A 20,547-nucleotide genomic window follows, 5' to 3' on the forward strand; every position below is an offset into this window, starting at 1 on the left:
TATACATAAAAAGCAGTCGGAATGACCACCTTTTATGTAAATAAGTCCACAATATCCATTCGTAAAAACTCTTGCCAAGGGATTCCATCATCGCCAATCAAAAGGGATTTTTCAGGTTTGAATTTTTTATTGAAAGCATTCAAGCCTGAAAGATTTCCTGTCTTGGCCGACTTGACTTCAAAAGCGATCACCTTTTTTTTGTATTCCACCACAAAGTCAACTTCTTCATTTCCCTCCCTCCAATAGTAGAGAGACAATTTCTTGTCCTTGAAAGATTGATTGATCAAATGAGCGCCCACGGCAGATTCCACCCACCTTCCCCAAACTTTGGGGTCAGCGATCAGGGTCTGGAAAGTTTCAGTGGAAATCCCCGACATGATTGCCGTATTGTGCACCATGAATTTGGGACTGGAGGAACGCTTCCGGACCATGTTTGGGCTGTATTTTTCAAGTCCCCCCAAGAGCCCCGCATCATTCAATAACTCCAGATAATTGGCCAAAGTGGTGGTATTGCCCGCATCGGCAAGCTGGCCCATGATCTTGGTGTAGCTCAGTACCTGCCCTGAATTCACCGACCCCAACTCAAACAAGCGCTTCATCAAAGCTGGTTTATCAACCCTTGTCAGCATCAGGATATCTTTGGAAATGCTGGTTTCCAAAAGGGAATCCCTGATGTAACCTTTCCATCGGTCTTCATCCATTTTCAGGGAAATGGCTCCTGGATATCCCCCAAACCAGATAAATTCCTCTGCAGTCAAACCGAAAGCGTCATGCATTTCTCCATAGGACCAATGGCCCATATAGGTGGCTTCAAACCTACCCGCCAATGACTCGGTAAGTCCCTGCTGCAACATCAACCTTGATGAACCCAATAGCACCACTCGGATATCCAATTCCTCGGTGGTATCCCTATCCCATTCTGCCTTTATTTGTTCACTCCAATTGTCGATTTTCTGAACTTCATCGATGATGAGCAGGTAGGGTTTGTCTTTTGTGGCCTGATGGCGGACACGGGCATTTTCCCACTGCTGCGCGATCCAGATGCTGTCTCCTGCTGGCACCGCATCCGCTGCCACCAATGCATGCGGATAGTCCAAGGCCTTGACAATTTGCCGGACCATAGTGGTTTTCCCAACTTGTCGGGGACCATATATCACCTGAATAAACCTTCTTGGCTCGTCTTGAAGACGCCTTTGGATCAGGTCTTTTTCTTTTCTTTGGTAGTCCATTTTTTATTTACTCAATGTATTGAGTAAATTTACTCAATACATTGAGTAAATAAAAAAAGTTGCTCTATTTTATTTTAAATCAATGGATTACAATAAATAAATAAGGATGTTTATTGGATATATTTTTCAAAAATTGAGTCAATTACTCCCTCCTGATTAAAAAATTCAGAAAAAAAGAACAGAAAAAAACCACCTCCAAAGCAGTAATGACTTTGAAGGTGGTTTTTATTGGCGTAGCCCAACTGAATTATCTCACCCCAAAATGGTAAGCAATCCGGTGGGTATATTTTTCGCCTGGATTCAACCTTGCCGTTGGGAAAGTTGGTTCATTTGGTGCATTGGGAAATGTTTGTGGCTCCAAGCAAAAACCCATGTGCTTGTTGTACGTGATGCCATTCGTGGTTTGTTTTCCATCCAAGAAATTGCCTGAATAAAACTGAACCGCTGGGGAATCCGCAAACAGTTCCATGGTCCTTCCTGAACCTGCATGGTAAACCTCTGCCATTTTTACCAAATTCTTATCATGCTTTTCTTTGACCACATAGTTATGGTCGTAGCCTCCTGGGATCTGGCCAATTCTTTCCCCGATTGTATGTGCCTCGTTGAAATCAAACGGGGTACCCACTACCGGAGCCAATTCACCCGTTGGGATCAAGCCTGCATCAACCGGGGTGTATTTGGCGGCATTGATCACCAACTCATGACCGAGAACGTCTTCCTTCATTCCGCTGAGATTGAAATAGCCGTGGTGGGTAAGGTTGATGATGGTCGCTTGATCTGTTTCGGCCTGAAATTCCAACAAGAGCTTATTGTCATTGGTAAGTTCGAAAGTCAACACTGTGGTCAGGTTCCCAGGATAACCTTCTTCACCATCAGGGCTGAGATAAGTCATTTTCACCTTCATGGAATCTTTCCCTTCGATAAATTCAGCATCCCAGAATTTACGGTTGAAGCCCAATGGTCCACCGTGGAGATGGTTTTCTCCGTTGTTTTTGGCGAGTTGGTAGACTTTACCATCCAATTCAAATTTTCCTTTGGCAATCCTGTTTGCATATCTTCCCACGGAGGCACCCAAGAAATACTGATTGGTGTCGTATTGGGCAATATTTTCATAACCGAGTACGATGTTTTCGGGTTTTCCGTCCCTATCCGGCACGATCAGTTTGGAAATGATTCCACCGAAGCTGGAGATTTCCACTTCCATTCCGTTCCCATTTGAAAGATGGAATACTTTGGCTTTTTGATCGCCAATGGCCACCTCTTGTACTTTGACTTTGAAATTGATTTCTTCTTTCTCCATTTCTTTTTCTTCGGTTTTTTGGGAGTTGCAGCTCCAGAGCATTCCTGCAAAAAGGGCAAGGAAAATGCGCATGATTTTCAGGTTGTTTTTCTTCATGTCCATGGGTTGGTTAGCATCCTTGACCGTAATAGGCATCTTTTCCGTGTTTCCGTTCATAGTGTTTTCGGATCAATGCTTCTTTTAGCCTTGGGGCCTTGGGGTTAATTTGAAGGGTAAGATAAGCCATTCTGGCTATTTCCTCCAACACTTTGCTGTTATAAACTGCTTTGGCTGCATTTTTCCCCCAGGCAAAAGGACCATGATTTCCGATCAGGACCATCTCCACTTCTTCGTAGGAAAGCCCTTTGTTGGAGAAACAATCCAAAATCTGCTGTCCGGTCATCTGCTCATAGTCTCCCAAAATCAAGTCATCCGACATCGGGGGTGCACAGGGAATATCTGCAGTCAAATGGTCTGCATGGGTGGTCCCCAAAATCGGGATATCCATTTGAGCTTGTGCCCATGCTACTCCATAAGTAGAATGGGTATGGACAATCCCTCCGATTTCGACCCAGTTTTTGTAGAGAAATGCATGGGTTTTGGTATCCGATGAAGGACGCATTTCCCCTTCGATTACAGTATTGTCAAAATCCAAGATGACAATATCCTCCACCTTCAGTTCTTCATAGGGAACACCACTAGGTTTGATTGCAAACACCCCTTTATTTCTGTCTACGGCACTCACGTTCCCGAAAGTGTACACGACCAAATCCAATTTGGGCAATTGCATATTGGCTTCAAAACACTCTTTCTTCAATTCCTGGTATTGGCTTTGACGGCTCATTTATAGACTATTTTGTAGTTTCTTCAATTTGACTCCCAAACACAATATATTGCTGGTAAAGCGATTCGTAAATGGCGACATGGTCCTCAATGGGCTCATAGACTTTATCGAAGCCATTGCTCATCGCTTGGATGGCGGCCTGAGTGGATGGATGGATACCAGCAGCGACCGCTGCATACATGGCTGCACCCAAAGCTGGAGCTTGTTCCGACGTAGCAATTTTGATAGGCATGTTCAAAATATCCGCCATGGTTTGCATGACCAGATTGGATTTTTTCGCCACGCCTCCCAATCCAATTACAGCATCTATCTGAATGCCTTCCTCCCGGAATCGATCCACAATTTTCCTGGAGCCAAAGCAAATGGATTCCACCAAAGCTTTGAAAACCCTAGGCGCATCCGTTCCCATGTTCAAGTTCCGGATTGCTCCTTTCAGAGCTTGGTTCGCATCCGGTGTCCTTCTTCCATTGATCCAGTCCAAAGCTATTGTTTTAGACTCAGAAACCGGTATTTTGATGGCATCATCGGAAAGTCTGATGATGATTTGATCCTCTATTTCAGCTATCAATTGTTCTTTTTGATCTCCGCTGATGAGCGTACTCTTCTGAATAAGTTCTATAGAAGGCTTGACAATTAGATTTTTGAACCAAGCCAATACATCACCGAAACCTGATTGACCCGCTTCCAGGCCAATTGTCCCGGGAATTACCGATCCGTCCACCTGACCACAAATCCCGGAAATCAATTTGTCTCCAAGTATTTCTTTATGGGTGACCATAATATCACAAGTGGAAGTACCCATCACTTTGACCAATGTGTTTTCTGTGATTTCTCCACCGACAGCTCCCGCATGGGCATCAAAGGTACCTACGGCAATTACCGTATCTTCTGACAATCCCAGCTTTTCAGCCCATTCTTTGCTCAGCTGGCCGGCAACCTCATCAGAAGTATAGGTTTCTGTGTAAAGCCTATCTTTCAAATCTGTCAAATATGGATCGAATTTTCCAAGAAACTCTTTTGGCGGCAAACCTCCCCATGACGCGTGCCAAAGGGCCTTGTGACCTGCAGCACATCTGCTTCTCTTGAAACTCAAGGGGTCTTCACAACCGATCAACTGGGCCGTGATAAAATCACAATGCTCCATCCAGGAAAAAGCGGCGTTTTTGACCGCTTCATCTTCTCTGATGACGTGCAGGATTTTTGCCCAAAACCATTCTGAAGAATATATCCCTCCTTCATATTTGGTGAAATCCTCACCTCCCCAAGTTCTTGCTGCCTCATTGATTTCATCCGCTTCTTTGATGGCTGTATGGTCTTTCCAAATCACCATCATGGCATTCGGATTATCGGCAAATTCCGGTTTCAAAGCCAAAGATTGCCCTTTTTCATCGACAGGCATTGGAGAAGAACCTGTGGTATCCACGCATATTGCCCTTACTTGATCTTTAGAAACTCCCGACGCTGACAAAACCCCTTTGATGGTTTGTTCCAATCCTTCAAGATGGTCCAAAGGATGCTGCCTAAATCGGTTTGAAATTGGATCACAATATTTCCCCTCTTTCCATCTAGGATACCAATACACATGACTGGCCAGACAGTTTCCATCCGAAGTATTCACCAAAACAGCCCTGACAGAGTCAGAGCCATAATCAAGGCCAATTACATATTTATCATTCATATCAAATTATTTAACCCTTACCATCAAAATCGCATTTGCGGGTACAGAGATTTTTAAATTGTCCTTGTTCAGTTTGAAATCCTTAAAAGCTGCTTTTTTTACCACTTCTTTATTTTCGAAAGTATTGTGGGAGTTGATGGCCGGAGCGGTGATGTATTCAGCCGTTACTGTTTTTGCGTCAATCCCTCTCAGCACAACATCCAAATCGATTTTTTTGTCAGGATTGATATTGGCGATACTGATATTGACGGTTCCATCCGCAGATCTAGATGTTGAAACATTCAATGCTTCCATTTTTTCCTTCCCAAAACCCACTTCCTCGGATTTCAAATCGTGTGAAAGCAAAGTAGCATCTTTGTGAGGCTTGTACAGATCAAAAACATGATAAGTTGGTGTCAGAATCATGTCCGTATCGTTCGTCAATATCACAGCTTGCAAGACATTGACTGTCTGGGCAAGGTTCGCCATATGCACACGATCCGCATTTTTATTAAAAATATTCAATGAAATAGCTGCTACGTGGGCATCGCGCATGGTGTTTTGCTGATACAGGAATCCGGGATTTGTTCCGGGCTCCACTTGGAACCACGTTCCCCATTCGTCAATGATCATCCCGATTCTTTTCTCAGGATCATATTTGTCCATAATGGTTCCATGACGCTTGATCAACTCATCGATTAAAGCGGCCTTTCGAAGCGTTTCCAAATAGGTTTCCTTATCAAAATCAGTCGCTGATTTTTTGTTTTCCCAAGAACCCGCGATGGTATAATAATGAAGAGAAAGTCCATCCATCATCCACAGGGGGATATTTTTCATCAAGACTTCTGTCCAATTGTAATCCCAGTTGTTTGCGCCCCCGGCGATTTTATAAAGTTTGTTGCCGCCATAATCTCTGGCATAGGTTGCATATCTTCTGTATTCGTTGGCATAGTATTCAGGCGTCATATTTCCTCCACAACCCCAACTTTCGTTACCAACACCCCAATACTTGATCCCCCAGGGTTCGGCTTGCCCGTTTCTTTTTCTCAATTCGGCCATCGGGCTCACGCCATCAAAATTGATGTATTCGATCCATTTGGACATTTCCACCACAGAACCACTTCCTACATTTCCTGTAATATAGGGCTCTGTACCGATTTTCTTGGCAAAATTCATGAACTCATGCGTTCCAAAAGAATTATCCTCTATGACGCCACCCCAATGCGTATTGACCATTTTGGGTCTCTCGGCAGGATCTCCGATTCCATCTGTCCAGTGGTATTCATCCGCAAAACAACCACCGGGCCATCTCAAATTTGGAATCTCCAGGTTGATCAAAGCTTGCATTACATCCTTTCTATACCCGTCTTCATTCGGAACATCAGAATCCGGTCCAACCCAAATACCTCCATATATACTTCTTCCGAGGTGCTCCGCAAAGTGCCCATAGATGTGTTTGTTGATCCTGATATCACCTTGATCAGCATTGATGATCAAGCGGTTTTGGGCCAGTGAAATGAAGGAAACCAGCATCGCCGCCAGTAGCATCGTCCCTTTTAAGCTTTTTGTTTTCATAGGTTTATATTAATAGGTTAATTTTTTTTGCAATTTTCAATCAGCTTTTAGGAGCCTGACATAGTGGATTCTCTCTGTTTCAAGTCCATCGATACTGACAAATTTCACTTCTATTTCTTGGGTTTTAAATCGGGAAATATCGTAATCACGGTCAGTGATTTTCTGTGATTCATTGGAAGTAAATTGCTCCTTGATCAAGAGTTCTCCATTGATGAGAATTTGAAATGTCTATCAGAAAACATTTTTTTGAATTTCAATATTTTGAGGAAACATAAAACTCTTCTCTTAAGAACAAGGCTTAGACCCGAGTGATGCATTACCACTTCCATACTGACCGAAAATTGCTTAATAATCAGTCTCTCTTACCTGTTTTTGAATTGACTAAATCGGCGCCACGTCTTATTCTCCGAATAAGCTGATTTTCAAACAGTTTCAAACCCATTGGGAAACCTAATGTATAATTGGCAATAAATTTTCATTCGAATATTAAATAAATAAAATCAAGAAAACAATTTTAAATGTATTTTACACACTAATATGTTTTGGCGTTTAAATAAATGGGGTCTACCTCAATTCCTAATTTTATTAATCCCAGGAATCCATCTTAAATGATCTAAACAGTCCAAAAAGTTTTTTTGGGTTAAAGTCTTAAATCTTGATGGATTCCACAAACCTGTTTTTTGCTAAAAAAATGGTCCCGTCACACATACTGATTCCTTTTATTCCCTTAGATTATTTGATAAAAAAAGTTTTAATCTTAAAATCCAACCTATTTTGTTTTTAAACAAAATCCGTAATATTTGGGAATGAAAAAAGAATTTTACTTTGGAAAATAGAGACTTTTCGGACATTCCAATGAATAATCTAAGCAGATTGATTTTCTGTACTCTCCCTGAAAAAAAACTGGAAAAATCAACCAAATTGAGGTTAAGCCTTCATAAAATTATTTAAAGTTGCTTATTTTCTACTTTAGGAGCACTATATTTAATTTTCAAAAAAAACTGCTCGAAACAACCAATCCTTCCCAGCACAATGAAATATTCCAATCAGACCCGGATTTTAGTAGCAGTAGATTGTATCATATTCGGTTTTGACGGAACAGATTACAAGTTGCTGCTCATCCAAAGGGGATTTGCTCCCGAGAAGGAAAAATGGAGTCTTATGGGCGGATTTCTGCAGCCCGACGAATCCTTGGACGAAGCCGCCATCAGGATTCTCAACCAGCTGACAGGACTTCATGATGTCTACATGGAACAAATGCAGGTTTTCAGCAAACCTGATCGGGATCCTGTGGAAAGAACCATTGCGGTTGCATACGTTGCGCTCATAGATATCCAGAAATACATGCAGCAGCTCAATGACAGTTTCCATGCAAAATGGTTTACCATACAAAACCTTCCAAAGATGATCTTTGATCATGAAGAAATGGTGGAAATGGCCAAGACACGACTCAGATACAAAGCAGCCATGCATCCCATTCTTTTTGAATTGTTGCCTGATAAATTCACCCTGCCACATTTACAGGCCATGTATGAAAGCCTTTACGATACCAAAATCGACAAAAGAAACTTTACCAGAAAGGTGCTTTCGACCAATTTACTTATAAAAGAAGACGAAAAAGACAAAACCAATTCAAAAAAAGGAGCCTTCTTTTATCGACTGGACAAGGATAAATATGAGGAGGAGTTTCAGAACGTTCAAAATTTTATCCCAAGAATCGAAATCCCCTCCTCCAGCGAATAAGGTCAGGGAAATATTTTTTTTCTTTTTTTTTAGGTGTAATTAATACGCTTAATTTTGAATTGGTATATTGAGCATCCAAAGAAAAATGTGTTTCCAAGTCTTATCGAAGAAAAGCAACCCTTTTACAAGGTGTCAATTTGGGCTTCAATATCGACCATGGATTCCCCTTTTTTTAAGGAAACGATACAACAAAATAAATTCGGAGAAATCAATAATTCGCTTGGATGAAAAAACCCAAGTTTTCGGTGTCTCATTTTCCATTCAATGTATGCTCTTGCTTCAATCTTGATGCATCAATTCATTTTTGATAACAAATGATTGGCGCACAACAAACCTAACTTAGATGATAAATAACCTTAAAAACAAGCAAATCTGGTTCCTGACGGGAAGTCAGCATTTATACGGAGAAGAAACCTTACTCCAAGTTGCCGCACACTCGGAGTCCATTGTAGCCGGACTTAACGATCAAGCGGAATTATCCATCACCGTGGTGTTCAAGCCCGTGGTGAAAACCTCTGAGGAGATTTATTCGATCTGTCAACAGGCAAACAACGATCAAAACTGCATCGGGGTCATTGCCTGGATGCATACTTTTTCCCCTGCTAAAATGTGGATCAATGGGCTGAAGGTTTTGCAAAGACCGATGTTGCATTTCCATACGCAGTTCAACAGGGATATTCCGTGGAATTCGATCGATATGGATTTCATGAACCTCAACCAAAGCGCCCATGGAGACCGTGAATTCGGTTATTTGACAAGCCGCATGAACCTTGGCCGCAAGGTAGTGGTGGGACATTGGCAAGATCCGGAAGCCGTAAAGGAAATTGACACCTGGGCAAGAGCCGCCAATGCCTGGCACGATTGGCAAGGGGCCAAATTTGTGAGGTTTGGGGACAATATGAGAAATGTTGCCGTGACCGACGGTGATAAAGTCGAGGCGGAACTGAAATTCGGATTTTCGGTAAATACCCATGCCGTCGGAGACCTTGTCGCAGTGATCAATTCCATTTCCGACCTAGAGGTAGACAGACTCGTCGAAGAATACGAAGATGCCTATACGATTGCCGAAAATCTAGTGAAAAATGGTTCCAGAAGACAATCCTTGTTGGATGCCGCAAAAATCGAACTGGGCATGAAGGCATTTTTGGCCAATGGAGGATACAAAGGGTTTTCAAACACCTTTGAAGACCTCCACGGAATGAAACAACTTCCCGGAATTGCAACACAACGATTAATGGCCGAAGGGTATGGCTATGCTGGAGAAGGCGATTGGAAAACCGCTGCTTTGGTAAGGGCGATGAAGGTAATGGGAGCGGGATTGAAGGGTGGAAATGCTTTTATGGAAGATTATACCTACCATTTTGACCCGAGCAACAGCTTGGTTTTGGGTGCCCACATGCTGGAAGTGGATCCAGTGCTGGCAGCCGGAAAACCAAGGTGCGAAGTCCATCCCCTTGGCATCGGTGGAAAAGAAGATCCCGTCAGACTTGTCTTCAATGCACCGGGAGGACAAGGATTGAATGCTTCACTCGTGGATATGGGCAATCGGTTTAGATTGGTGGTAAACGAGGTGGAGGCAGTCGAAACGCCATTTGATTTGCCAAACCTTCCTGTGGCAAGGGTGATGTGGAAACCCCTACCCGATATGAAAACGGGCTGTGCGGCGTGGATTTATGCCGGAGGTGCACACCACACCTGCTTCAGTCAGAATCTTAGTTCGGAACACCTGTCGGATTTTGCCAAAATAGCGGGTATTGAAGACATCATCATTGATGGAAGTACCAATCTGAGGCAACTGCAAAATGAGCTCCGCTGGAGTGATGCCTTTTATAGGTTTAGGATGTAAGGTTTGCCAGCATCCGGTCATGATTTACAACGATTAGGCAGTTACTGTCCATTTACTTAAAAAGCAAAAAAGAGAAGCCCAAAAAATAGGCTTCTCTTTTTTTATGAAATGTATTACTCAATTTCAATTTAAAATATTGGCATTGACCCATTCAATCTCTTCCTCCCGGATGGTGTGTTCTGAATCGGCAAAGATCAGGGTTTTGACTTTTGCGCCCATTTTCTCCATCAATAGGGAAGATTCCTGGATCCTTGTCAAGGGGACATGCATGTCCTGCTTGCTTGATCCTATGAAGACCGGTGTGCCTTTAAAGTCCCCTGCATATTTGGAGGGGTTGAATTGTTCTCCGATCAAACCTCCCGTAAAGGCGATAACCCCACCGTATTTTTCGGCATTTTGGGCTGCATACTCCAAGGAAAGGCAAGCTCCCTGCGAGAAACCGATGAAGTAAATTTGCTCGCTTTTGAAACCTCTTTTGTAAAGCGATTTCACTAAATCATCTATGGTTTTGATGGCCTGGGAAAAGGCTGGCTCGTTATTTTTTTCCGGCGCCATGAAACTGTAAGGATACCATGAGCCTCCAACTGCCTGCGGTGCAAACAATGCATAATCCTCCAGGTGTAGATAATCTTTTAGGGAAAGAATGCTTTCTGCACTTGCTCCTCTGCCGTGGATCAGGATTGCAACCTTATTCGCGTCCTCAATCTTTTTCCCAGCCTGTTTTATTTCAGCCATAGTCTTCAATATTCAATTTTACCTTTGCCAATCTTGCCACGAGTTTTTCACGGTTTGGCTCAGCCCAATCGGGCAATTTGATCAATTCTCCCAAATGATCCACATCCTCATCGATGGCAAAACCGGGTTCATCTGTCGCGATTTCAAACAACACTCCACCTGGCTCGCGGAAATAAATCGATTTGAAATAATTCCTGTCTTTTACCTCGGTTACATGATAGCCATTTTCCATCAGAATCTTCTGCACCTCCAATTGAGAGGCTTCATTGGCTGTCCTGAAAGCAATATGGTGCACTGTTCCTGCACTTTGGATTCCTGGCTTTCCCTTTTCATCCACCACAATATCAACGATATCCCCGGGCTTTCCCTGGGTTCCATATCGGAATCTATTCCCTTCGGACTGAATGAAATGGTAATCCATAAATTGTGTCATTAATCTTTCTGTGGCTTCTTTTGCCTTAAGATTCAATGTTGCTCCAAAAAAACCCTTGATGGAATATTCAAGAGGAATGTTCCCATAAGACCATCCAAGGCGGTTATCATCCTCCGTCGCCACCAACTCAATCCCCATTCCATCGTGATCCTCAAACCTGATGTACGTTTCATCGAAACGTTTGAGGATTGAAGAAATCGGGATTTTATAGTTTTCCAGTCGCGCAACCCAAAAAGGGAGTGCGTTTTTTGGAATTGAAAATGCCGTATACGTCATCTCCCCTGTTCCCTTCACTCCTTTTTTAGCCCCTTCAAAAGGGAAAGTGGTGAAAACGGTTCCAGGTGCTCCCAACTCATCCCCAAAATAAAAATGGTAAACGCCTGGAGCGTCAAAGTTGATCGTTTTTTTCACCAGCCTGAGCCCAAGAATCCCGGTATAGAAATCGATGTTTCTTTGTGGACTGCCGGCGATAGCGGTGATGTGATGGATCCCTGTGATGCGTGGTTTCATGATGCTGTTTTTTTAATGGCTGCGTATGCTATTGGTTTTTCAAAAGGGCTTGTCCAAGCCTGGGCATTTATTTCCATGGCTTGGACAAGCCAATTTTTCTTGCTTAATTTTTCACCAATTGGATGCTGGCAATGATCCTGATTTGATCGCCTACTACTACACTTCCCGCTTCGGTGATTGCTGACCAGGTCAGTCCAAATTCTTTTCTGCTAATTTTGCCTTCAAGTTCAAATCCAGCTTTGGTGTTTCCGTAAGGATCTCCGGCGATTCCACCGAATTCCACCGACAATTCAATTGGCTTGGTGATGTCTTTGATGGTGAGATGACCGTTCAATGTGAATTCGCCATTCTTGTTTTCCAAAACACCATTTGAAAAAATCAATTTAGGGAATTTCTCTGCATCAAAGAAATCTCCTGATTTCAAATGTGCATCTCTATCTTTCTGATTGGTATCGATACTGTCGATGTCCGCGGTGAAAGCAACTTTTGCTTGGTCGAAATCTTCAGATTCAGTTTCTATCGAACCTTCAAAACTTTTGAAATTTCCAGTTACCGTAGAGATAACCAAGTGCTTCACTTTGAATGAAACCTCAGAATGTGTTGGGTCAATTGCCCATTTGGTTGTGGTACTTGCTGTTGATGTGCTCATGATTTTATTGGTTTTTGTTTATATTTTATTTTTTTTATTATGTCTCTACATTCTTTGTCTATACATCAATAGGCTTAAAAAAACTCAGCCTCTCATTTTATCCAAAAGAAAATTGAGTTGATCCACTTCTTCCTCTGACAGATTGATTATTTTCCTATTGAAGGCATAAACGGCCTCTTCCAATTCTGTCAAGATTTTCAAGCCTTTCTCGGTGATCAAAATATCCACTTGCCTTCTATCCGTGGGACATTCCTCTCTGTTGACAAGTTCTTTTTGTTTCAATTTTTCTACCAATCGAGAGGCGTTGGACATTCTGTTCAACATCCGTTCTTGAATCGAAGAAACCGTTATCGGTTGACCTTTTTGGCCTTTCAATATTCGCAAAACATTGTATTGCTCCGGTGATATCCCCAAAGGCTTGAACAAACAGCTTTGGTTGGATACAATATAGCTTTGGCTATAAAGCAAATTGACCACGGCCTTGTTGAAAGGGTCTTTGAATTCTTTTTGCTTTATGGCTTCTTCTAACTTCACGTGTATATATTGTTTTTGTATTAATTGTATATACATGTAAATGTAAGGAAAGGTTTCCCTGCATCCAAAAAAAATTGGATTTATTTGTAAATTATTAATTGACAGGGCTTAATGGACCGCCAACCAGTCACCGAGAAGCCGATTGATTTCATCAGGTTTTTCGATGCTGCTGCTGTGTCCTGCACCAGGAAGCAGGTGCATTTTGGAGTTGGGAATGGATTTTTGGATGAATCTTGCTTTTTCGGGTGTGGTGGCCACATCTTCATCACCTACGATAATCAGCGTCGGGCAGATTATTTTCTTGATTTCTTCTTCCACACCCTTTCGGTAGATGACTGCTTCCACCGACTTGGCAATGGATTTATGATTGGATTTGAGTTCCTGCATCCAATAATCAAACGATTCTTTGTTTTCCGGATTTTCAAGCCAGCTTTTGGCAAACATAATCTTCATCACCGATTTGGCAACGGGTGGAATCACCCCAAACCACCGAACGATAGCATTGAGGAGCTTGTACTTCAGGAGATTTTCTTTTGGTTCTGGCTGTTCGGAAGTTTCCATTAAGATTAAACTTTTGATTCTTCCCGGATACCTCGCCGCCAATCTCATCCCCACAAATCCCCCCATGGACAAACCCACGAAATGAACGGGCTTGCCTACCAGCGCATCGATCAAGGCCAGTGCGTCCAAAGTCAGCAGATCCATATCATAATTCCCTTCGGACACTTGACTTTTGCCTTGACCACGATGGTCATAGGCGATCACGGTATATTTAATTTTAAGGAAGTCTATTTGTTCTCTAAACATCTTATGACTCCAAAGTAATCCATGGGAAAAGAAAACGGTCTCCTCCCCATTCCCTTCCTTGACATAAAACAACTTGGTATTATTCACTTGAATTTCGGGCATATTTTGGCTGAAAAGTGGGGATTACTTGATAATTAAGAGCGCTTTCAATAAATATTGACTTCATTAAGGGGGTTCATCACCAACACACAATAAGAGGCATTTTAAATTAATTGAGAATTTCAGAAAAAATCCCTTTTACCAATCAAGATCCTACCAATCCAATCCAGGTTGCGTGATCCGACTGTTTTCCCGGGCCTTGTGTTCCTGTACGATCTTGCGGGCATCTTCCAGCATTTGTTTGGCATCATATACAATTCCGTCTTTGACGGTATATTTCACTCCGCCAACTCTGATCGGTTCATTGTCCGGCCCGATTCTAATCGCGCCGGTGCCATAAAGCACTTTGATATTTTGAAGCGGATTTTCTTCAAGGATTACAAAATCCGCCAATTTACCAACTTCCACTGAGCCGATTTCATTGTCCATTCCCAAGGCCTCCGAAGCATGAAGGGTGGCTGCCCTGATGACTTCCAAGGGATGAAAACCCGCTTCACGCAGCAATTCCAATTCCCGAATAAAGGCAAATCCATACAACTGATAAATAAAACCTGAATCAGATCCTGCCGTCACCCTTCCACCACGGTTCTTGTATTCGTTCACAAAGGTCATCCAAAGGCGGTAATTTTCTTTCCACTGGATTTCTTCCTCTGTCGTCCAATCAAACCAATAGGAGCCATGGGATTCTCGGGAAGGCTTATAAAACCTCCACAAAGAAGGTAAGGTATATTCTTCATGCCATTCTGCCCTTCTCGCACGCATCAAATCCCGATTGGCTTCATAGATGTTGAAGGTGGGATCAATGGTGAAATCCAGGTCCAGCAATTCCTGCATCACTTTGTTCCAATGATCGGAATAAGGCGTCGCAGCCTGCTTCCAGAGTTTTCCCGCTTCCGCAAACCGATGCTGCTCATTCTGATAGTTGTAATCCAATCGATAATCCTGAATGGTCCGGTCTTCGAATAGGGCTTCCGGTAAACCATACCAATGCTCCATGGTCGTCAGTCCAGCCCTGGCAGAATGCAAGACATTCCACCTGGCCACATCCATTTGGGCATGGTGCATGGCAGATCTCAAACCAATTCTCTTGTTTTCTTCCATCGCGGCCTGCATCACTTCCGGCTTGGCTCCAAAAAATTTGATCCCATCTGCTCCTTTTTTTGCATTTTCATTCACCCAGGCTTTCGCTTCGGTCGCATTGGTGATTGGTTTTGTGGCCCCTTGACCAAAACTCGTGTAGGCCAAAAGCCTGGGTGCGGTGATGGTATTGGCCGCCGATTTTTTCTTGTGGTCCAAGACCCAATTCAGCCCATTGCCTGCAGAAGGATCCCTCACCGTCGTGATGCCATGCGCCATCCAGAGTTTGAATACGTATTCGGCTGGAGTTCCCTGCCCAGCACCTCCAATATGTCCATGCATATCGATCAGACCTGGTAAAAGATAATGTCCTTCCAAGTCCATGACTTTGTCATTGGTTCCTGCTTTTGGTCTTCCCCCTTCCTTTATCGGTAGTCTGGGATAGCCCACTACACTGATTTCGACAATCCTGTTTTTTTCCACCACGATATCCACAGGACCAATAGTAGGCGAACCTGTCCCATTGATCAGGTTGACACCCCGAATGATGAGCCGATCATAAGGTCCATCCCCTTCCTTTCGATCGGGAGAAGGCATGACTTGCGCAAAATTAGATTCGGGGAATAGAAAAATTGTAAAAAGCAGCAGCAGTATTGATTTTTTCATAGTCTTGTGATTTGACATTGAAAAATAATCTTTTTTGTGCCAATAAAAAAAACCGAATCTCCCAATAAAGAGCATCCGGTTTTTTTAGCGATGAGAAAAAAGAGTATTATTAGTCTTTTCTGAAAGTATAGCGCAATCCAATATTAGCCCTTACAGTAAAATCATAGGCATACATGGGCGTTCCTTCCAACAAAATGGAAAATTGTCGGTGGTTTTCAAGGGGTTTGAAACTCAATCCAATGGGCAAACCAAATTTACCATTATCAATTGAAGATATACCCAACATCAAGCCAAGGTGCACATTGTACCAATCGGATTGTTTTAAATTGACATGACCCAAGACCTCAATACCATAGACATAGTTCACCACATCACCTGCGAGAAACCGTACTTCCCCAAAATATTTTTTATCGATATCCGTACCGACCCCAATCTGGCTCAAGACACCACCATGGTAAAGACCTGCGTGAACTTGGGCAGTTACATTTTTCACAAGAAAAAATGAACAAAAAAGCATCAGAAAAAGCAAAAGTGATTTTTTCATACGGTTTGGTTTGACTATAAACTTCAAGTATAGGTAAATATTAAAAAACCACAAAACCTTAATTTGATTAATTTCCCAATCAACTGGTGAATTTCAAATAAAAAAACCCACACAAAGTCCCCTAATTGAAGGATCCTTTGTGTAGGTTTTCCACTGCTTCTATTTCAGCAAATCTATTCTCTCAATATTTCCATAGGGGCAACTTTCACAATTTTCCTTCCATTCAACCAGCCAAGGATGACCGTCAGCAGCGTGATGGCTAAGTAAACGAAAAATGCCTCTTTAAATGCAGCCCTAAATGGCAATTCAAAAACAAACTTGCTCAACAGTCCTGTTGCTAAAAAAGACAGCATTATTCCGCTCAATGAAGCCAAACTCCCCAAAAAGAAATATTCCAAAGTATTGATCTTGCTCACGATTCCACTGCTTGCCCCTAGCGTCCGCAGCAAAATACTTTCCTTCATCCGCTGGTATTTGCTGATGATCAAAGAACTGATGAGGACCAATATCCCTGTAATAATGCTGAAGAAGGCCATAAACTGAATCACAAAACTGATTTTACCAAGAATCTCTTCAAGCGTCTCCACGATCATCCCCAAGTTGATGACGGAAATATTGGGGAATTCCCGGACAATCTCAGACTGCACATCGGCGGCTTGTCGATCATTGGCCGTTTTGGTAATCAAGACATGGAATTTTGGCGCATTGTTCAGCACATTTTCTGGAAACAGAACCAGGAAATTGGTGGAAACCTGATTGAACTTGATGTCCCTAAAACTTCCCACAAAGGTCTTGATGGGCCTTCCCTGGACATTAAAGATGATCTCATCGCCAAGATTGATTCCCGTTCTTTCGGCATAGCCTTGATCAAAAGAAACAAAAACACTGTCTCCTTGATTTTCGACCTTGCGCAGGCTTCCCTTTACCAATCGCTCCGAAGCGATCAAAGTATCTCGGTAAGAGACCCTAAATTCTCGATTGTACAATCCCCTGGACCTTCGCTCTTCTTCGGGAAGGTCTTCATTTGCCTTTTTGGTCAGCCCATTGATGGATTCCAAAGCCATGGTCACAATCGGTACTTGTTGCATGATGGGCAGGTTTCTGTCTTTGATCCTGCCGGCCACTGCATCCACCTGATGGGATTGAATGTCAAAAAGCAACATGTTGGGTTGATCTTCCTTCCCTGCAAATCTCGCTTCATCCAAAAGCTGGTTTTGGACAAAGAAGAGCGTGCTGATCATCGCCGTTCCCAAGCCGATGGTTGCGATCAAGGATACGGTTTGGTTATTGGGTCGATAGAGGTTGGCTAAGGATTGTCGGATGGGGTATTGGAGCGATAGCGGAAGAAACCTTCTGATCATCCACATGATCCCCAGTGCAACTGTCCAAAGTGTTGCAAATGCAAAAACCACAAAGCCCGTGAATCCCAAAGCAACCTTCCAATCTTTCAAAAGGTAAAAACTGAATCCGAAAATAAAGAGCAAAATCGTCACGATCACCGCCCATCGAAGAGGATCACGACTGATTTTCGTTTCTCCTGCCTCGGGCCTAAGCGTAGCCATGGGAGACACTTTCCTTATTTTCAAAAGTGGCAGCAAAGCAAATAGAACCGAGACAAACAACCCAGTCAGCACCCCAAAGCCTACGCTTGTCCAAGAAACCTGAACAGTAACGGCTACAGGCAAAAAATCCTTGAAAACCGCCGGAAGGGCAAACTGCAACAAAGTTCCCAATCCCGCCCCCAATAAAGATCCCAGCAAACCCATCATTAGGATTTGTGTCAAATAAATCAGCATTGCACTCCAAGAGGAAACACCCAAACAACGCAATACTGCGACAGACGCCAGTTTTTCTTTAACGAATACATTGACTGCACTCGCAACGCCCACACAACCCAAAAGCAGTGCAATAAAAGCCACCAAGCTCAGGAAGTTGGAAAGATTTTGGAAAGACCGGCCTGTGGATCTTTTTCGATCGGCCAAGGTATCCGCATCAATCCGCGCCTCATCCCATTGGGCCTCATATTTTGTTTTCAACAACTCCGGATCCTGGTCAGAAGGAAGTTCATAGTACCGGAGGTAGTTCAATCTGCTTCCATATTGGATCAGACCTGTTGCTTCGACATATTCCATCGGAATGTAGACTGCAGGCGCTACCGATGCGGTGATGCCCGTTTGGCCGGGGACTTTTTGAAGTTCCCCTTCAATCAGGAATGTCAGTTCACCTATTTTGATACTGTCTCCCACTTGGGCGTTGAATTGAGCCAAGAGGAGTTTTTCGACCAATGCTTTGCGAACGCCGGACCTGAAACTGGATTCAGCGGATTCGGGCAGGGTTTCCAGCTTTCCATAAAAGGGATATTCACCGGCCAAAGCCCTCACCTGCGTCAATCGGCTATCGTCGGTAGCCGGAAAAACCACCATGCTCGCAAAATTGATTTCCTCTGCGATTCGGGTTGCAATGGAGTCTGTTGGCTGTTCGCCTAAAGGTTGATTGTTTTTCAATTCCAAATCTGCCCCCATCAACTCTTTGGCCTGATTGTTTATGTCTTGGCTGAGGTTGTCTCCAAAGGAACTGATCCCGACCAATGCCGCGATTCCGATCACAATGGAAGAGACAAAAAGCAGGAGTTTGGCCACATTTTTTCGGAAATCCCGAAAGGCCATTTTTAGGATCCAGGAAAGATTATGCATAAGTATCCTCCTGAATTTTACCTCCTTTGATATGGATGATCCGATTGGTTTTTTTGGCCAATTCCAAGTCATGGGTCACCAAAACCAAGGTTGTTCCCTGTTCTTTATTGAGGTCAAAAATTAGTTTTTCAATCATCTCGCCAGTCTCCGTATCCAAATTTCCTGTGGGTTCATCAGCGAATAAAATCTTCGGTTCATTAGCAAAAGCACGTGCAATCGAGACACGCTGCTGTTCACCTCCGGAGAGTTGAGTCGGATAGTGTGTGGCCCTGTTGCCAAGACCGACTTTCGTCAAAAGTTCCAATGCTTTTTGCTTGGCGTCTTTCCGCTTCTTGAGCTCCAGTGGCACCATCACATTTTCAAGTGCAGTCAAAGTGGGCAACAATTGAAAATTCTGGAAAATAAACCCAACGAATTTGCTTCTGATATCGGCTCTTTGGTCTTCGGAGAGATTTTCCATGGATTGGCCATTGAGACTTACGCTGCCTGTACTCGCAGAATCCAGTCCCGCACACAACCCCAAAAGAGTCGTTTTTCCACTTCCTGAAGGCCCCACGATGGCAATGGTGTCTCCAGCCTGGATGTCAAAATTCACTTCATCCAACACCGTCAATTTTCGGCTTCCGCTTTGATAGGTTTTTGAAACCTGCTTTACACTCAAAATACTCATAAAAATTGCTGGGGTTTTAGTTGGCAAGGTAACAGTATAAGACGGCCAAAAGGTTTAAATGTTTGGCGTAAATATAAGGTATAGGCTTGGCTTTGAACAAAATTGCGCTGAAAATCGTATTTTTGAAACTATTGCCCAGCGGGCTGGCTTCATGAGGCAGGCAAACAACAATACTTGGCCCCTTGAAACCAAATGTAACTAGACGTCTATCTGTATGAAATTGAATTCCCTAATACTACTGTGTGTATTGACCCTCTCTATTTTTTCTTGTGCCCCAAAGGACGAAAAAGTGGTGCAATCCGAGAATCTTGAGCAGCAGGAAACCAAGATGGAAAAAAAACTGATCCTTTTCTTTGGCAACAGCCTGACCGCAGGATACGGCATAGAAGCCGAAGATGCTTTTCCCGGCCTGGTAGCAAGTCGCATCGATAGCCTTGGACTCGATTACCGGATCATCAATGGAGGATTGAGCGGAGAAACCACGGCAAGCGGGGTGGCAAGATTGGAATGGTTTCTGGAAGAGGAACCTGATATTTTCATATTGGAATTGGGCGGAAATGATGGTTTGAGAGGAATTGCGATTTCAGAAACCGAAAAAAACCTCAGGGCTATGATTCAAATGGTCAAGGCGAAATATCCAAAGACGAGAATCTTGCTGGCAGGAATGCAAATTCCCCCGAATATGGGCCAGGATTATGCCTCTGGGTTTAGGGAGCTCTACCCTCGGGTTTCACAAGAGGAGAATGTCACCTTGATTCCATTTCTTTTGGAAGGCGTAGCCGGAAATCCGGCATTGAATCTTCCCGATGGCATCCACCCCACCGAAGAAGGTCACCTGATTGTATTCGAGACCATTTGGGAATTTTTGGCCCCATTGATATGAATAGGCAAGACGTAGTTTATATTTTCTTTACCATTTAAATAACCCATTGCCGCGATAACACAAACTTCTTCTTT

General features: G+C 43.2%; 18 protein-coding genes. 3 read left to right on the forward strand and 15 right to left on the reverse strand.

Annotated elements, in window-relative coordinates:
- Nucleotides 1-32: 32 nt before the first annotated feature.
- The 6 genes from Q7J63_RS07555 to Q7J63_RS07580 form a co-directional block, all read right to left on the reverse strand.
- A complete protein-coding gene (locus Q7J63_RS07555; protein ID WP_304885121.1) occupies nt 33-1,229 on the reverse strand; it encodes an ATP-binding protein in 1,197 nt (398 codons plus the stop codon).
- Nucleotides 1,230-1,476: 247 nt separating this feature from the next.
- A complete protein-coding gene (locus Q7J63_RS07560; protein ID WP_304885123.1) occupies nt 1,477-2,685 on the reverse strand; it encodes an aldose epimerase family protein in 1,209 nt (402 codons plus the stop codon).
- Nucleotides 2,639-3,352: an L-ribulose-5-phosphate 4-epimerase gene (locus Q7J63_RS07565; RefSeq protein WP_304885125.1), complete on the reverse strand. Its 714-nt coding sequence runs from the start codon at nt 3,350-3,352 to the stop codon at nt 2,639-2,641. The genes Q7J63_RS07560 and Q7J63_RS07565 overlap by 47 nt, the downstream gene beginning before the upstream one ends.
- Before the next feature lie 7 nt (nt 3,353-3,359).
- Nucleotides 3,360-5,030, reverse strand: coding sequence for a ribulokinase (locus tag Q7J63_RS07570; protein ID WP_304885127.1), 1,671 nt, complete (start codon nt 5,028-5,030; stop codon nt 3,360-3,362).
- 6 nt (nt 5,031-5,036) lie between these two features.
- Nucleotides 5,037-6,584: an alpha-N-arabinofuranosidase gene (locus Q7J63_RS07575; RefSeq protein WP_304885129.1), complete on the reverse strand. Its 1,548-nt coding sequence runs from the start codon at nt 6,582-6,584 to the stop codon at nt 5,037-5,039.
- A 36-nt stretch (nt 6,585-6,620) separates the two neighbouring features.
- Nucleotides 6,621-6,803: a DUF6805 domain-containing protein gene (locus tag Q7J63_RS07580; protein WP_370691883.1), complete on the reverse strand. Its 183-nt coding sequence runs from the start codon at nt 6,801-6,803 to the stop codon at nt 6,621-6,623.
- Between the two features lie 813 nt (nt 6,804-7,616).
- Between Q7J63_RS07580 and Q7J63_RS07585 the strand changes: the two genes are divergently transcribed.
- Together Q7J63_RS07585 and araA are read left to right on the forward strand one after the other, a co-directional pair.
- Nucleotides 7,617-8,327, forward strand: coding sequence for an NUDIX domain-containing protein (locus tag Q7J63_RS07585; RefSeq protein WP_304885133.1), 711 nt, complete (start codon nt 7,617-7,619; stop codon nt 8,325-8,327).
- A 346-nt stretch (nt 8,328-8,673) separates the two neighbouring features.
- Complete coding sequence (gene araA, locus Q7J63_RS07590; protein ID WP_304885691.1) at nt 8,674-10,173, forward strand: L-arabinose isomerase; 1,500 nt, start codon at nt 8,674-8,676, stop codon at nt 10,171-10,173.
- A 123-nt stretch (nt 10,174-10,296) separates the two neighbouring features.
- On the opposite strand, the gene Q7J63_RS07595 is transcribed toward araA, so the two are convergent.
- The 9 genes from Q7J63_RS07595 to Q7J63_RS07635 form a co-directional block, all read right to left on the reverse strand.
- On the reverse strand, nt 10,297-10,908 hold the full coding sequence (locus Q7J63_RS07595) for an alpha/beta hydrolase (RefSeq protein ID WP_304885135.1): 612 nt from the start codon (nt 10,906-10,908) through the stop codon (nt 10,297-10,299).
- On the reverse strand, nt 10,901-11,851 hold the full coding sequence (locus Q7J63_RS07600; RefSeq protein ID WP_304885137.1) for a ring-cleaving dioxygenase: 951 nt from the start codon (nt 11,849-11,851) through the stop codon (nt 10,901-10,903). The genes Q7J63_RS07595 and Q7J63_RS07600 overlap by 8 nt, the downstream gene beginning before the upstream one ends.
- 103 nt (nt 11,852-11,954) lie before the next feature.
- A complete protein-coding gene (locus Q7J63_RS07605) occupies nt 11,955-12,500 on the reverse strand; it encodes a YceI family protein (protein ID WP_026333453.1) in 546 nt (181 codons plus the stop codon).
- 84 nt (nt 12,501-12,584) lie between these two features.
- Nucleotides 12,585-13,034, reverse strand: a complete 450-nt coding sequence (locus Q7J63_RS07610) for a MarR family winged helix-turn-helix transcriptional regulator (protein ID WP_304885139.1) — start codon at nt 13,032-13,034, stop codon at nt 12,585-12,587.
- A gap of 108 nt (nt 13,035-13,142) precedes the next feature.
- On the reverse strand, nt 13,143-13,943 hold the full coding sequence (locus Q7J63_RS07615) for an alpha/beta fold hydrolase (RefSeq protein ID WP_304885141.1): 801 nt from the start codon (nt 13,941-13,943) through the stop codon (nt 13,143-13,145).
- A gap of 150 nt (nt 13,944-14,093) precedes the next feature.
- Nucleotides 14,094-15,683: an amidohydrolase family protein gene (locus Q7J63_RS07620; protein ID WP_304885143.1), complete on the reverse strand. Its 1,590-nt coding sequence runs from the start codon at nt 15,681-15,683 to the stop codon at nt 14,094-14,096.
- 109 nt (nt 15,684-15,792) lie between these two features.
- Entirely contained in the window at nt 15,793-16,227 is a 435-nt protein-coding gene (locus Q7J63_RS07625) for a hypothetical protein (RefSeq protein ID WP_304885145.1), read from the reverse strand.
- Between the two features lie 173 nt (nt 16,228-16,400).
- Nucleotides 16,401-18,920 (reverse strand): ABC transporter permease, encoded by a 2,520-nt coding sequence (locus tag Q7J63_RS07630; protein WP_304885147.1) that lies wholly within the window; start codon nt 18,918-18,920, stop codon nt 16,401-16,403.
- Complete coding sequence (locus tag Q7J63_RS07635) at nt 18,913-19,590, reverse strand: ABC transporter ATP-binding protein (protein ID WP_019596258.1); 678 nt, start codon at nt 19,588-19,590, stop codon at nt 18,913-18,915. The genes Q7J63_RS07630 and Q7J63_RS07635 overlap by 8 nt, the downstream gene beginning before the upstream one ends.
- 214 nt (nt 19,591-19,804) lie before the next feature.
- Here Q7J63_RS07635 and Q7J63_RS07640 point away from each other — a divergent pair, with 214 nt between their 5' ends.
- Nucleotides 19,805-20,473 carry an arylesterase gene (locus Q7J63_RS07640; RefSeq protein ID WP_304885149.1) on the forward strand — a complete coding sequence of 223 codons (669 nt, stop codon included), beginning with the start codon at nt 19,805-19,807 and terminating at the stop codon, nt 20,471-20,473.
- The last annotated feature ends 74 nt before the right edge of the window (nt 20,474-20,547 follow it).

Source organism: Rhodonellum sp. (genome assembly GCF_030656585.1).
Lineage (GTDB): Bacteria > Bacteroidota > Bacteroidia > Cytophagales > Cyclobacteriaceae > Rhodonellum > Rhodonellum psychrophilum.